The 14,572-nt window shown below is 42.0% G+C and carries 15 protein-coding genes; 9 read left to right on the top strand and 6 right to left on the bottom strand.

Annotated elements, in window-relative coordinates; all coding sequences use genetic code 11:
• From nrfD to nrfB, 3 genes are read right to left on the bottom strand one after another with little or no spacing between them, the layout of a single operon-like run.
• Nucleotides 1-960, bottom strand: a complete 960-nt coding sequence (nrfD, locus tag A9260_RS08945; RefSeq protein ID WP_068698210.1) for a cytochrome c nitrite reductase subunit NrfD — start codon at nt 958-960, stop codon at nt 1-3.
• A gap of 1 nt (nt 961) precedes the next feature.
• Nucleotides 962-1,648, bottom strand: a complete 687-nt coding sequence (gene nrfC, locus A9260_RS08940; protein WP_068698209.1) for a cytochrome c nitrite reductase Fe-S protein — start codon at nt 1,646-1,648, stop codon at nt 962-964.
• 8 nt (nt 1,649-1,656) lie between these two features.
• Complete coding sequence (gene nrfB, locus A9260_RS08935; RefSeq protein ID WP_068698207.1) at nt 1,657-2,241, bottom strand: cytochrome c nitrite reductase pentaheme subunit; 585 nt, start codon at nt 2,239-2,241, stop codon at nt 1,657-1,659.
• Between the two features lie 478 nt (nt 2,242-2,719).
• Between nrfB and nrfA the strand changes: the two genes are divergently transcribed.
• The 4 genes from nrfA to A9260_RS08915 all read left to right on the top strand — a co-directional run bounded on the left by nrfA (nt 2,720) and on the right by A9260_RS08915 (nt 7,386).
• Nucleotides 2,720-4,144: an ammonia-forming nitrite reductase cytochrome c552 subunit gene (nrfA, locus tag A9260_RS08930; protein ID WP_068698205.1), complete on the top strand. Its 1,425-nt coding sequence runs from the start codon at nt 2,720-2,722 to the stop codon at nt 4,142-4,144.
• A 139-nt stretch (nt 4,145-4,283) separates the two neighbouring features.
• On the top strand, nt 4,284-4,931 hold the full coding sequence (locus A9260_RS08925) for a TPR domain-containing protein (RefSeq protein WP_068698203.1): 648 nt from the start codon (nt 4,284-4,286) through the stop codon (nt 4,929-4,931).
• 280 nt (nt 4,932-5,211) lie between these two features.
• Complete coding sequence (locus A9260_RS08920) at nt 5,212-6,570, top strand: APC family permease (protein ID WP_068698278.1); 1,359 nt, start codon at nt 5,212-5,214, stop codon at nt 6,568-6,570.
• A gap of 219 nt (nt 6,571-6,789) precedes the next feature.
• Complete coding sequence (locus A9260_RS08915; RefSeq protein WP_068698201.1) at nt 6,790-7,386, top strand: acetate uptake transporter; 597 nt, start codon at nt 6,790-6,792, stop codon at nt 7,384-7,386.
• 143 nt (nt 7,387-7,529) lie between these two features.
• Here A9260_RS08915 and A9260_RS08910 read toward each other — a convergent pair whose 3' ends face one another.
• Nucleotides 7,530-7,862 carry a DUF1971 domain-containing protein gene (locus tag A9260_RS08910; RefSeq protein ID WP_068698200.1) on the bottom strand — a complete coding sequence of 111 codons (333 nt, stop codon included), beginning with the start codon at nt 7,860-7,862 and terminating at the stop codon, nt 7,530-7,532.
• 55 nt (nt 7,863-7,917) lie between these two features.
• Between A9260_RS08910 and A9260_RS16925 the strand changes: the two genes are divergently transcribed.
• A complete protein-coding gene (locus A9260_RS16925; RefSeq protein ID WP_156684029.1) occupies nt 7,918-8,148 on the top strand; it encodes a hypothetical protein in 231 nt (76 codons plus the stop codon).
• Nucleotides 8,149-8,218: 70 nt separating this feature from the next.
• On the opposite strand, the gene A9260_RS08905 is transcribed toward A9260_RS16925, so the two are convergent.
• Nucleotides 8,219-9,412 (bottom strand): DEAD/DEAH box helicase, encoded by a 1,194-nt coding sequence (locus tag A9260_RS08905; protein ID WP_068698198.1) that lies wholly within the window; start codon nt 9,410-9,412, stop codon nt 8,219-8,221.
• A 312-nt stretch (nt 9,413-9,724) separates the two neighbouring features.
• Between A9260_RS08905 and A9260_RS08900 the strand changes: the two genes are divergently transcribed.
• The 4 genes from A9260_RS08900 to A9260_RS08885 all read left to right on the top strand — a co-directional run bounded on the left by A9260_RS08900 (nt 9,725) and on the right by A9260_RS08885 (nt 13,394).
• On the top strand, nt 9,725-10,447 hold the full coding sequence (locus A9260_RS08900) for an SDR family NAD(P)-dependent oxidoreductase (protein WP_068698196.1): 723 nt from the start codon (nt 9,725-9,727) through the stop codon (nt 10,445-10,447).
• A gap of 608 nt (nt 10,448-11,055) precedes the next feature.
• The gene (locus A9260_RS08895; protein ID WP_068698194.1) at nt 11,056-11,793 is read left to right on the top strand and encodes a nucleoside recognition domain-containing protein; all 738 of its coding nucleotides are present in this window, start codon (nt 11,056-11,058) and stop codon (nt 11,791-11,793) included.
• On the top strand, nt 11,793-12,260 hold the full coding sequence (locus A9260_RS08890) for a YjiG family protein (protein ID WP_068698192.1): 468 nt from the start codon (nt 11,793-11,795) through the stop codon (nt 12,258-12,260). Before A9260_RS08895 ends, A9260_RS08890 begins: the two co-directional genes overlap by 1 nt.
• A 9-nt stretch (nt 12,261-12,269) precedes the next feature.
• Nucleotides 12,270-13,394 (top strand): M20 family metallopeptidase, encoded by a 1,125-nt coding sequence (locus tag A9260_RS08885; RefSeq protein WP_068698190.1) that lies wholly within the window; start codon nt 12,270-12,272, stop codon nt 13,392-13,394.
• A gap of 454 nt (nt 13,395-13,848) precedes the next feature.
• On the opposite strand, the gene tnpC is transcribed toward A9260_RS08885, so the two are convergent.
• Nucleotides 13,849-14,572: IS66 family transposase (gene tnpC, locus A9260_RS08880; RefSeq protein ID WP_156684028.1), on the bottom strand; the 724-nt coding region annotated here is incomplete at its 5' end.

Here is a 14,572-nt window from a genome sequence, read left to right as displayed (position 1 = left end):
TTATACAACCGTCATTTGTCCTGCGTAAAGAACAAAGGTTCGTAGCATTAATACACCAATCAAACTCAAACTGGTCACGATAAGAATAAATCCGTGATTATGTTTCGTTTGCGATGGAGTAAAGTAGTTCATAGCAAGAGGCATTAACATCCCCAAGCCAATCACGCCAAACCAGAACCAGTTAGACCAAAAGCCTCCGCCGATGGCATTCCATGCGGCAAGTTCACTTTGTCCGCCAGCAAAGATAAGACCGGTGAAAAAAGTCACTAACACAAACAGCTCGAACAACACCACTGGTCGTTCAAAACTGTGGATCCATGCAACACTTGGGCTACGCGAATCTTCTTTAAACACTAAAATGCCAAACAACAAGCACGCGGCTGCGCCTGATGACAAACTAGAGAATAAGAACAGAATCGGCAGTACCGGATTATTTAACATCGGATAAGTTTGCAGCGCCGATAATAAAAATCCGGTATAAGCGGCCAACGCTACGGCTAAAATGCCTAAAAACAGCTCTAAAGAGTTTTCAAACTGTTTAAATTTAAGCAGTAACCCTTCCACAAAGGAAAAACGATCTCCCAAGTATTTTCTGATGTATTGAGTAATGGTTGTACGGAAAATAATACCAATCCACACAAACAATACCGCCATATAAATTTGGAATAAAATCACACCCATAGACATCACAGATGTTGGGTTGAAATAAATCATGATTTTCCAAAAGGTCAGCGGTTTTGTTAAATGGAAGATTAATATGGTTAATCCCGCAATAATGCCAATCGGCGCAAGCCAAGCGATGGCTTTAATAATGCCATTATTTGCCGCATTACCAATTATCACTTTACGCTTTAAATACAAACCAACTAATACAGCGCCTGCTGACATACCCGCTAAGAATAGGTAGATCGCAATGATCCAATCCCATACTAAGGAGTCGAAATGAAATGCACTACTCATGTTACACCTCTCCCTTATCAAACGGCACTTTATACATTTGTGGCTTAGTACCTAAAGTGACTTTGTCACGGTAAACAGGTTGTGCCATGATCGCTTTATTGATGTTGCTATTTGCATCATTTAAGTCACCAAATACCAAGGCATCGGTTGGGCAACTTTCAACACACGCAGGCAACTTACCTTGTGCAAGATTGGTATCTCTACAGAAATTACATTTGTCTGCAGATTTGTTTTCTGGATGGAAAAAGCGCACTTGATAAGGACAAGCTGCCAGGCAATAACCGCAGCCGACACATTTGTCTTTATGAACATCAACAATGCCGGTTTTCTCGTCTTTGTAAGCCGCCCCTGTAGGGCAAACATACACACACGGCGGGTTTTCGCAGTGTTGGCAAGAGTCACGGGTAAAGCGATATTCCACATCAGGAAATTCGCCAATAGGTTCAGAACGTTTAATATTCAAACGGCTGACACCCTCAGGAACCTTGTTCACTTCGCTGCATGCTTCAGTACATGCTGTACAACCAATACACGCATTTTCATCATGTAACATGCCGTATTTAATTGCTTTTTTCTCTTCAGCGGCAGCAAACGAACGGCCACTTGATAAAGCAACACTTGTGCCGACACCGGTAGTAAAAATGACTGCGCCAGTACCTGCGATAAAGTTTCTTCTAGAACAACTCATAGCCCCTCCTACTCTTCACGCTGGTGATTGATGTCAGAATGACAGTCGACACACGTACCAATCTTGGCCTTACGGTCAAAGGAAAGCACTTTGGCATCAGTTGCATGAACGGTATGGCAGTTAGTACAGGTCAAATTTTTGGCGTGCACATCATGTGTCCAGTTCGCTTTTTGCAAGCGTTCTGGTGTATGACAATCGGTACACATGCTGTTAGCTTTTAGAATTTGATCGGTGGGTAGTTGATGCTTATCTGTCCCAGCTTGAGACTGTGCATCAGAGTATTTAGTGACGGTTGAGGCTCCGTCTCTATGATCTGGTCCGATATTGCTATGACAATCGGTACAGTTAACTTCTTTGCCGATTTTATCAATAACGTTTTGCCCATGAGATCCAGCTAAAGTGTGTTTAGAGTCTTTGTGACATTGAGTACATTTGTAATCTTTATCACGGGTAAACTCTACTTTAAAGCGTTCAGATGTCGCTGAATTACTCGGGACACCATCATTGGCCAAAGCATTAATTGAATAACCAAATAGACACGATGCTATAAATATTCTCAGCAATGTGGCTATGGTCAATTTAATATTGCCCATTGTATCCTTTCCTTAAATCAAAATATTTTTACATTATTTCGACTATCAATTAACAACTCTTAGATTTGTAAATATACAAAACTAAGTGTAATCAATTCTTATTTAGGATAAGCCACAACGCTTTCCATAATAATAATGTTTAAACAGCTAGTTACCTAGCAAATTAATGCATATTAGTGACCAGCATCCATAATTATTATCAATGTTATTGCATGGTGAAAATACGATTAAATAGTAATAGATATCATTCAATCTAATATTTAAAGCAGCGTAAAAAGAACATTATTTATCTGTGACCGCGATCGATAGCGAATATTGATTAAGATCAACGCCATGCAATTCACACAAACATGAAATCTATTTTTTCATTTATAGTGACAGGGTTGGCTATATTGCATCACCTGTAGCCAACTCCTCCAATTCTTTTTAGGAACCTGCCCCACAACGCAATTCATAAAAATGAGAGTTTGGAGATAACATGGTGAATAGTAAGTGGAAATTAGGTCTGCTTGCGCCTATAGCTTTGTTGGGGTTATTGACCTTCAATACATCGGCGTCAGACGAAAATAAAGTGCGTATTGATCCGCGTAATCAAGCGTTCGAACAAGCACACCCCGATCAATTTCATACCTGGAAAGCCACCAGTGAAAGCGAATCAATAGACGATGCTTTAGCAGGCGACCCTAAAATGGTTGTCCTTTGGGCAGGCTATGGCTTTGCCAAAGACTACAACAAAGCACGTGGTCACTTTTACGCCATTGATGATTTAAGAGAAACCCTACGTACTGGCGGTCCTACCGATGAAAAGTCTGGCCCTATGCCTATGGCATGTTGGAGCTGTAAAAGCCCAGATGTTGCACGTCTCATTGATGAGCACGGCGAAGACGGCTATTTTGACGGCAAATGGGCGCGTGGCGGCGATGAAGTCGTCAATTCTATTGGTTGTTCTGACTGTCACGATACAGGCAGTGAAAAATTCAAGAATGGCGAACCAGAGCTTGCGATAACCCGTCCTTATGTTGAGCGTGCTTTTAATACGATTGGTAAACCATTTGAAGACCAATCACGCGTTGAACAACAAGCCGGTGTTTGTGCTCAGTGTCACGTTGAATACTACTTCGTAAAAGATGCGAAAAATGCCGTGAAATTCCCTTGGGATATGGGCACTAAAGCGCACGAAATGGAGCTTTATTACGACGCAATTGGTTTTTCTGATTGGACCCACGCTGTTTCTAAAGCACCTATGCTAAAAGCGCAGCACCCAGGCTACGAAACATGGCGCGATGGCATTCACGGCAAAAACAACGTCGGCTGTGCTGACTGTCATATGCCTAAAGTTGAAAACGAAGATGGTACGGTATTTACCGACCACAAGATTGGTAACCCATTTGATCGCTTCGAAGATACTTGTGCAAATTGTCACACCCAAACCAAAGATCAGCTTCAAGAAGTTGTTTCAACCCGTAAAGCGCAGGTACTTAACCTGAAACTAACGGCAGAAAGACAAATTGTTGCCGCTCACTTTGAAGCAAAAGCGGCTTGGGATGCTGGCGCAACAGAACAGGAAATGAAAGACATCTTGCAAGATATTCGTCATGCACAATGGCGCTGGGATTATGCGATTGCCTCTCATGGTATTCACATGCACGCCCCTGAAATTGCATTAGAGGAGTTAGGTACTGCCATTAATAAAGCGGCAGATGCACGTACTAAACTGATTCGTCTGTTAGCGAAGAAAGGCATCACTGATCCTGTACAAATTCCTGATATCTCGACTAAAGAGAAGGCGCAAGCCGCACTGGGAATGGATATGGAAGCAATGAAAGCTGAAAAAGAACACTTCTTAAAGACGCTCGCACCAAAATGGGATGAAGCAGCTGAAAAACGAGAAGCAACTTACTAACAATAATAAGTAGTCCCTATCACAGTCAGAAATAGCGTAAGAAAAACTCTTGAGAGTCGCTAGACTGACGCAGACTTACCACGATAGGTATAATCTAGGGCTCCACTGATTTGGAGCCCTATTATCAATGAGGCATTGCATGCTAACCACCTATTCACTGCTTATCGGTTTATTACTACTGACTGCTTGCATCAGTTATGCCGTACTGCGCGCTAGGTTGCCAAACAAGCAAAGCCTTATTCTGTCCTCTGCCACTACATCTGTTTTATTTATCCTGACTCTAAGCCTCTGGCAGGCTCTAAGAGACAATCCACCCGCTATGGCTGAAGTATCAAAACCTCAGACCATCCAACAAATAATGGAACAAAAACAACAGCACCTTACCCAGAACCGAAACGATCAAAAAGCATGGTTTGAACTGGGCCAACTGTATATGACGCAATATCAGTTTGACTCCGCTGCGACTTGTTTTAACTATTCGATTCGCTTAGCAAACGCCCCTTACGGGGGACAATTTGCCGCGCTTGCCAGCGCTCTTTACTACCAACACTCACAAACCATCACCCCCGAAGTTCAGCGTTTACTCAACATGACTTTAGAGATGGATCCTTTTAATGAAACTGCGTTACAACTCATCGCATCGGATCATTTTCTAAGTGCAAGGTACCAACAAGCGATCACTCACTGGACGATGATTTTAGACTCTAATCACTTAGGTGTTGATCGAGTAAAGATCATCACGCATATCAAACAGGCACAAGCATTTCTTAGTAATTCTTCTTCATAACCTCAGCATGGGCTGATGACAATTAATTATTATTTAACCCTGTTGTGCTCGTTATTTTATCTGCAAAACAATCCTTTTCATTTCAAATAAAAATAATTGCAATCTAAGCTTACCCTACGCGAAATCACTTTACTTTTATGTATGCTCACACGAAAGGCATTGTAGTTCTCATTTTTTTTCAATTAGTCTACACTGCACGCCTTAATAAGTTCTCGAAACCAATAGTTCGAGATTTTTTGCTAGATGTTTTTTTGCTAGAAGTTACATAGAGGGAATGCAAGTGCACGAAAAGTTACAGCCTAAATACGGTTTAGGTACCGCAGTGTCACTGGTTGTCGGGATCGTAGTAGGGATCGGCATATTTTTTAAAACAGGACCGGTTTTACAAGCGACAGGTGGTAATGGTGCTTATGCTGTTATTGCATGGGTTCTCGCCGCTTTACTGACCACAATTGCGGCAATTGTAATCTCTGAAATTGCGTCCATGGGTTCAAAAACCGGTGGATTGATGTCATTTAGTGAAACGGCTTGGGGCGAACGCTTTGGCTTTTTCGTAGGTTGGGTACAAACTCTTCTTTATATCCCACTGATTTTATGTGTGATTTTATACTACTCAGCGGTATTCACTTGTGCTTTTTTACAAGTAGAACCTACCATCCCAATGCTAGCAGGCCTATCCGCTTTATATTTTGTTGTCTTTGCTGCCGCTAACTTATTGGCCGAATCATTAGGTGGATTGTTACAACGCATCTCTACCCTAATCAAACTGATTCCTTTGCTAAGTATCGCAATTTTTGGTTTGTTCTATCACGGTGATGTGGTTAATGCTTCAGCAGACGCTGTTGCTTCTATTACACAAGTAAGCTTTGCTACTGCAATTGCAGCTGCATTAATTCCGGTTTTGTTTGCTTTTGACGGCTGGATTTATGTAACGACTGTTGCTCACGAAATTAAGAACCCTCAACGTAACTTGCCATTAGCAATGGTAGGCGGTCTCGCGATCATTGGACTGGTTTACGTTATTTTCACTTTAGGGCTACTTTCGGTATCTCAAGGCACAGCTTACGCAGCCAACGAAATGGGCGTCTCCCAAGTTGCTAGTTTGCTATTTGGTGACAATATCGGTCGAACTCTATCATTCTTCATTGTTATTTCAGCGCTAGGTGGCTTTAACGGCCTTATGTTGCTTGGTATGCGTATGCCTTACTCTTTAGCAATGCGTCGTAACTTTAAGGGTTCAGCAGCGCTATTAACTGTTTCACCAAAAACAAACCTTCCGGTACGTTCAGGGCTAACCATGCTGACGGTTGTAGCCATCTACATGATCATTGGTTTTGTGATTGCTGGTACTGACGTCGATAAGAATATTTTTGACCTATATGGCGATCTACCTATCGCAATTATGTGGATCATCTATGCATCATTATTTATCGGTGTATGGCGCTTACGTATCACTAAACCGGATGTAAAAAGACTGATTCGCGTACCTGCTCTACCATTGTTTGTTCTTCTGGCAATTAGTGGTACAGGCTATGCGTTGTATGGCTTCATTCCATCACACGTGACCTCATTTGTATTATCATGCGCGTTTGCTGGTATTGGTTTAGTGGTATACGCAACCTCGTCTCCTAGAGAGTAGCGCTAATACCTCTATTTGCTTAAAAGGGAATCGACTCAGATTCCCTTTTTTATTGTTTTCTATCTTTGTAACACCATCCCCACCGCCTCCAAAACAACACCCACAGATTTCATAATAAAAACGCAATCTTAGTTTTTGCTTTAAGTGTTTTGTAATCCATGTTCGTTCAATTAAAATTCTCGGCTAATTTTTACGCACTATTTTGAATAAGGTAATCATATGTCAAACAAACTGGCCAATCCTGCTCCACTTGGACTCATGGGCTTCGGGATGACCACCGTCTTGCTTAACATCCACAACGCAGGTTTCTTCCCAATGGATTCTATGATCCTAGCTATGGGTATCTTCTACGGTGGTTTAAGCCAAGTCATTGTTGGCATTATGTGTTTTAAACGTGGTGATACATTCGGTACAACTGCATTTACATCTTATGGCCTATTTTGGCTAACACTAGTGGGTATTATCGTTATGCCAAAAATGGGGCTACCAGCAAGCCCTGCAGGCTTCATGGTATGGTTCCTTGTTCTTTGGGGTATCTTCACAGGCTTCATGTTCATTGGTTCTTTACGCTACCCGTTTGCTAAGCAAGTGATCTTTGGTTCATTAACCATTTTGTTCTTCTTACTTGCCGCTCACGATTACACAGGCAACCACACTATTGGCTTCATTGCTGGTATCGAAGGTATCTTCTGTGGCGCATCTGCAATCTACTTTGCAATGGCGCAACTGCTAAACGCTGAATACGGTCGTACTATCTTACCTGTTGGTCGCCCAGTATTTCCAAAGACTGAAGCAGCGAAGCAAATCGCCGCTTAATAAACATCGTAGTAAGTCTTTAATCAGCCTTTCAAATAATAAAAAAGCGCTTCACCGTATATGCGATGAAGCGCTTTTTTGTATTTGTATTGAGTAACTTAGACTTAGACTTAGCCGCTAATAAATTTGAATAAATACTAGGCTTAGTTACGTTCGCTGAGATTTTGAATGGCTATTTCTGAATCTTTTTGAGCATAAAACTCGACAAAGAATTGCGTATCGTCTGTCATAAATTCAACTTTATGCCAATATTCCGGCGGTGATACCAAACAGTCACCAGCATTAATCAAAGTTTCATTTTCTACATCACCTCGACGCTCAGTAAAACCAGTAAACTTTAATGTGCCAGTCAGTACGTTAATTTTTCCGTACACCCCTGCTTTTGTATTGTGTTCAAACAAAAACATCTTTGGGATCTTATCTTTAGAAAAGATATCCGTCTTTTTGTAATTGATAAAGTCATGAGGAATTATCATTTTATCGCCCTTATTAACATCTCTATTCACACCTATAACTAGGGTGAACGCATGAGTGAACACTTATCGACCAATCATATACATCATCTCCACAAGACGCCGTGAAATCATCCTTGATGGCTTCATTGTGGCATCCATGCCACAAATCCATACAACAAAGGCTTGTTCCGATAATGCACATGATTTTGTTCAAATAACGTTCGTGATCTCACCCTGCACCTATAACCCACTAACCATAGCAAGTACCACACAATTAGAGAATAGTCGCTTTATCCTAGCGGGTTAAAACAAAAACGGCCGCCGTGAAATCACTGGCGACCGTTTATTAACTAAAATAACAAGATTAAATCTGTTTCTTAGTCTCTAGGCTCTCGCTTATGCTTTGGCACGTAATTAAGCACAGAAACTGGCACTTCTTTACTTGGTATAAAACCTTCTACTTGGCGACGTTCAATTAAATGTCCCAAACGGCTTTCAATCATGCATAGGTTTTTGAAGTTATCTCTTGATACAAATGAGATCGCTTCACCGTTTTTATCCGCACGTCCTGTACGACCAATGCGGTGCACGTATTCATCAGCAGGAAAAGGCAAATCGTAGTTGATCACTCGTGGCAGGTTATCAATATCGATACCGCGCGCGCCAACTCCTGTTGCAATCATGTACTGAATTTTACCGGCTTTAAAGTCTGCTAGAAGCTGAGCACGAATAGGTTGACTGCGACCACTGTGGAAAGCTTCTGCGTGGATACCACGTTTTTCTAATTGCGCTGCCAATTTTGCCGCGCCATGTTTTGTTTGAATGAAAATTAATGCTTGTTCCCATTGATTTTCATTAATCATGTGTGCCAGTAAAGCAGACTTTTTATCTTTATCTACGGTCACTAACCACTGTTCAATATTGGCTTTTGATGCATTGTGTTTGCCAATAGAAATCTCTACCGCACCATCAATGGCACTTTTTGCCAATTCACGCACTGGATTAGACAAGGTTGCAGAAAACAGTAGGTTTTGAATATCTTGCGGTAAGCGAGCAATGATCTTGTTGATGTCTTCAATAAAACCCATATCTAACATACGGTCAGCTTCATCAAGAACCAGTACTTCTACTTCTTCAAAATAAACCGCCTTTTGGCCGTATAAATCAATTAAGCGACCCGGTGTTGAAACCAGTACATCGACACCATCGACCAAACCTTGTTTCTGAGGTTGGTAATCCACGCCACCATACATCGCCATAGAGGTAAGCTTTGTTTCACTGGCGTACTCTTTGATTTTCTCATCAACCTGAATCGCCAGTTCACGCGTTGGCACCACGATCAAAGCGCGAATGCGTTTCTTACGTTGAGTTTCACCTTTGCTTAGCATTTCCAAAATAGGTAACACAAAGCCTGCCGTTTTACCGGTACCGGTTTGCGCTGCGGCAATTAAGTTCTTACCTTCTAATACAATTGGAATGGCTTTTTGCTGAATAGAAGTTGGTTTGTCATAGCCCGCCTTCTTTATCGCATTAAGAAGAGGAGTACTTAAACCCAGTTTGGAAAATGACATAGATTACTCAATAGAAACAGATGAATGGACATAGCATAGGCTATTGCCAGAAATTGAGGGGATGTTATCACGCATCCGTAAAAAAGCCACTTTTACCAAGCGTTGAAGCTGAATAAGTACTCACTCATTTGTCGGCTATAAATCACGTAATCATTGGTTTTGTCGAACTAAATGCCATTCAAATCACCTACAGTCAGTAAATTGCCACCGCATGCGAACTAAGGTGATAGCAAAGTCCTTATTTCGAGGCTATGTTAGGATAATATTCAATACTTTCATCAGTTAATACCAATCTAATCGGAGATGTGATAGATGGACCTAGGTTTAAAAGACAAAAATGTGGTTATTACTGGAGGCAGCACTGGTATAGGCGCGGCTATGGTTAAGCGCTTTTTAGATGAGGGTGCCAATGTTTATTTCTGTGGTCGTAATCAACAGAAGATCACCGCTCTATTAAATGAATTAGATGACTTATCTCAAGTCCATGCAAAGCAATTAGATGTCACCATTGAGGCTGATTTCAACGCTTGGATTACAGAAATTGGTGTGGTGGATATTTTTATCCCTAATGTCAGTGCAATGAGTGGCGATTGGGGCAAGACCATTGAAACCGACTTACTCGGCACTATCCGTAATGTAGAAGCGGTGATTCCAGCTATGACAGGCACAGAACCTGCGGTGAGTTTTATTGGCTCGGTCAGCGCAATAATGAGCGAGCAAAGCAGCTCATACGCTTCCATTAAAGCAGCACTCACGCAGTACATTCATTCGTTATCCCAAGAACACGCAGGAAAAATTCGTTTTAATACTATTGCGCCTGCCTCAACCCTATTTCCCGGTAGCGGTTGGGACCAATTTAGAGTTGCTGAACCTGAGTTATTTGCAGAAAAAGCCAATAGCCATCCAATGAAAAGACTGGCAACAGCCGAAGAAATCTCCGATGTTGTCACCTTCATTTCGTCCCCCAAAGCCAGCTACATTTCTGGCGAAGTGATACATGTTGATGGCGGACAAAGAACCTCTGCTAGCCTGTAAAAAACCTATTTATGCTATCGAGAGAAACACCACTCTCGATAGTAATTTTTATCCATACTCAACTTAATGTAGTTGAGTGTATGGGCAATGAGTTGCATCTATATTTCAATATTGGTCGCAAGAAACTGATTGCTAGATTGCTATTTGATGCCGATCGAATCATTCAAAGTAATCAACAAATGATATTAAAATCTCAACACGAGTCACTGCCACTTATTTGATATCAACACTAGACCAGCAATGATTTAACTTCGTAAAAAGCGCACTTTCTATAACACACACAAAAACGTTCTGTTTAATAACAAACTCTAAATTGGTTATATTTTACACCGAAGTCGCTCGATACATAAGCGATTATATAATCCAACACTCATATCTTATGGTTCTGGGGCAGCCTAGAACTCATGTTCAGCAACCTTAGGTTACAACAATTCAACATAAAACCCACAATTTCAGCTCGATCACAATATAAAAAACTATTTATATAATTTTTTATATAAATAAATAGTTATTGATAAGAATCACACCTTTTTGAAATTCATTCACGCAAAATACCTGCAAATAGTTACTACATAACAATCGCAATTCATTAATCAAACGAGGTATTTATGACTCAATCAGCTGATAAAGCTAAAAAGGTCGGTATTGGCAGCTACTTAGCTTTAGCCTTTGCTGTGGTTTTCTTTTCAGGCTTAATGCAATCTAGTGAATGGTACGGTGTTCTCGATTTTACTACTTTGAACGGTTCTTTTGGTAAAGTGGCTTATTCTGTTTCTGAAACTGCAGATGGTGTTCAAGCTGCGACAACATCACTACGCGGTAAAGGCGGTAGCGGTGCTCGAGACGGTTTCATTTTTGCACTAACGCTGATCCCAACAGTGATGTTTGCATTAGGCATGATTAATGTTCTTGAGCATTACGGCGCACTAAATGCGGCTCGTAAACTGCTTACTCCTCTTCTTCGTCCTCTAATGGGTATTCCTGGTAACTCTGGTCTTGCATTAATTGGCTCATTGCAAAGTACCGATGCTGGGGCAGCAATGACCCGTCAGCTAAAAGACGAAAAGCATTTAACTAAGCGCGAAACTGATATTTTCACTATGTTCCAATTCACAGCAGGCGCTGCAATTGTAAACTTCTTTTCTTCAGGCGCAGTGCTATTTACGTTAACCAATCCTGACGGTTCTATAGCCGTACCTTCTTCTATTGGCCTTGCCGTTGTTGTGATGTTTGCTTTCAAATTTGTTGGCGCAAATTTATTCCGAATTTACCTAAATGTAACGGAAGGAAAAGAAGGACAAGACAATGATAAACAAGACAAAAAAATGACAGCGGAGACAGCATAATGAGCGAAGTTAAAGCGAAAAAACCAATGGTGACAGACATCTTCGTTGAAGGCGCTAAGAAAGGCTGGGTTATTGCAACAACTTCAACGGTTCCTAACGTATTGATGGCGTTCGTTATCATCAAAGCACTGCAAATTACTGGTGCGCTAGATTTAATGGGCTCAGTCTTCTCCCCTATCATGGCTGTCTTTGGCTTGCCAGGTGAAGCGGCCGCAGTATTGATTGGCGCGTGGATGTCGATGGGCGGCGCTGTGGGCGTTGTTATCACACTATTTGACCAAGGTATTCTAAACGGTACTCACATTGCGATTCTTGCTCCGGCAATCTATCTAATGGGCTCACAGGTACAATACATGGGTCGTATCTTAGGACCTATCGGCACTGAAGGCCGCTATATTCCAGTAATGATTGCTATCTCTATACTGAACGCCTTTGGCGCAATGTTTGTCATGAACATGATTGTATAAGGACTGAAGATGAATTTTTCTCTAAACAATTATCTAGAGGAACTACGCCCACTCATTGATGTGGATTGTGGAACCTACACCGTCGCAGGTATCGAAGTCATCGCAACACTAATGGCCGAAAAATACCAAGCAATGAACGGTTGGTCAGTCAAACATATCGATTGTGGTAAAGCAGGCGTTGGGCTTGAAGTTCGCAATAAGCCAGATTCAGAGCATATTGATGTCATGATGATTGGCCACATGGATACGGTTTTTCCTGCGGGTACAGCAGTTGAACGTCCAATGTCTATCGATGCTGAAAAAGCTTATGGCCCTGGCGTTTCTGACATGAAATCTGGATTGCTGAACGTGGTATACGCACTTCGTCATCTAGACCAAGCGGTATTAGAAAAACTCTCTATCTGTGTTTGCATGAACCCTGATGAAGAAACAGGTTCTGAAGATTCAGTTGAGTGGCTACAAAACACGGCAAAGAAAGCCCGCAATGTATTAGTTGCCGAAGCGGCGCGCGCCAATGGCGGTTTAGTTAAAGCGCGTAAAGGCATGGCCAACTACAAAGTGACGTTTAATGGTAAAGCCGCTCACGCCGGTAATGAACCTGAGAAGGGTCGCAGTGCGATCACTGAAATGGCGAACTGGATCTTAGCGGTTAATGCTATGACTAACTTTGACTCAGGCACAACCCTAAACGTGGGTGTTGTTTCTGGCGGCGCTGGCGCAAATATCGTTCCTGATTTAGCGACCGCTGTGATTGATGTTCGTTTCTGGGATAACGCAGAATACGATCAAATTGATATTGCACTCAATGCCATGACGCAAACCCCTTTTGTGGATGGTGTTTCTATCTCGGTAGAACGCGGAGCCTATAAACCATCAATGGTGCCTTCGGTGCAAACTGAAGCCTTAATGGCCATTGTTGAACAATCGGCTCAAGAGCTTGAAATTGATATTAATTGGCAAGAAGTGGGCGGAGGCTCTGATGCCAACAACACCGCTATTTTAGGCGTACCAACCCTTGATGGCTTAGGCCCGATTGGCGCAGGTTTCCATAGTGCTGATGAATATCTACTGCTTGAGTCTATTGAACCACGCATTAAGCTACTCATGAGTGTCATCACTAAATTAGCTAAGTAAACTAAGTAAGCTTGAGTTAATAGTGAAAGCGGCGAGCCTAAATGCTCGCCGCTTTTTTGTTTCTAATACCAATAACTATTCTCTCTCTTTAGAAACTTCGCCCTTTCTCAATATAGTGTTAAAATCCTAGCATCTGCTCATTTGTCTTCCCCGGAGAACGCAATCCGGATAGCCATATATGCATCTATACGGCGAATGCAGCATTAAAACGTAGCTTAGGGTTTAAAGATGAACTTGTTGCACATGGATTAAGAGCCATTGCCTCTACTGCTTTACACGAACAAGGGTTCGATACACTTCACATCGAAGCTTGCCTGTCACATATGGACAATCAGCAAAGCCGCCCTTCAGTCTTTTAGCTGCTGAAGATTCACCATTCGAACGTATTGCCTCATAGCAGAGCTATAGTTCCTGATAGTTTTCTCCGGTAAGCGATTAATTAACCAGTGAAGTCTTAATCAGCTTCACCGATTTTAATGTTCCACGGCATGAGATCCGACATGTCATCGGTTGGAGTTCGTTTTGGCAACTCAGTGAACAGATGTTGGAAGTAATAGTAGGGATTAATGTCATTGGCACGACATGTCATCACTAAACTGTACAAGTTAGCACTTGCTTTGGCTCCACCAACGGATATCGAGAACATCCAATTTTTTCGGCCCGTGGTAAAGGGCCGAATATCCCGCTCGGTTACATTATTATCGATGCTAATGTTGCCATCTTCTAAATAAGTGAGTAGCTTCGGCCATTGGTTTTGAGTGTAAGTAATGGCTTTACCTAACAACCCTTTCGGCAAAACATTTTGCGCATCTAACCATTCTTTGAACTCGCTTAGGATCGGCTGCGCTTGTTGTCTTCTTAAAGCTTGGCGCTCTGCAGAGGATAAGCTTTTCGCCTGCTTTTCGATCCCATAGAGTTTGGCGATATAGTTCAACGCTTTTTCAGGTTTACCTGCTTTCTTTGACGGCGATGCTTTTTGAGCATCGGTAAATTTACGACGAGCATGAGCCATGCAAGCCGCTTGAGTCACACCTTCTAACGTGTCGTAAGCACTGTACCCATCCGACAGTAAATAACCAGAGTAACCCGTTAGGAATTCACGTACGCAAGCACCCGCTCGACTTGGCTGGTAATCATAGACAACAACGGGATTTTGAGTGAACTCACCGCCCGCTACG

Source organism: Vibrio sp. UCD-FRSSP16_30 (assembly GCF_001676025.1).
In the GTDB taxonomy this organism is placed as follows: Bacteria; Pseudomonadota; Gammaproteobacteria; order Enterobacterales; family Vibrionaceae; genus Vibrio.
Note: the sequence above shows the minus strand (reverse complement) of the source record. Positions and strands in the feature narration are given on the sequence as shown.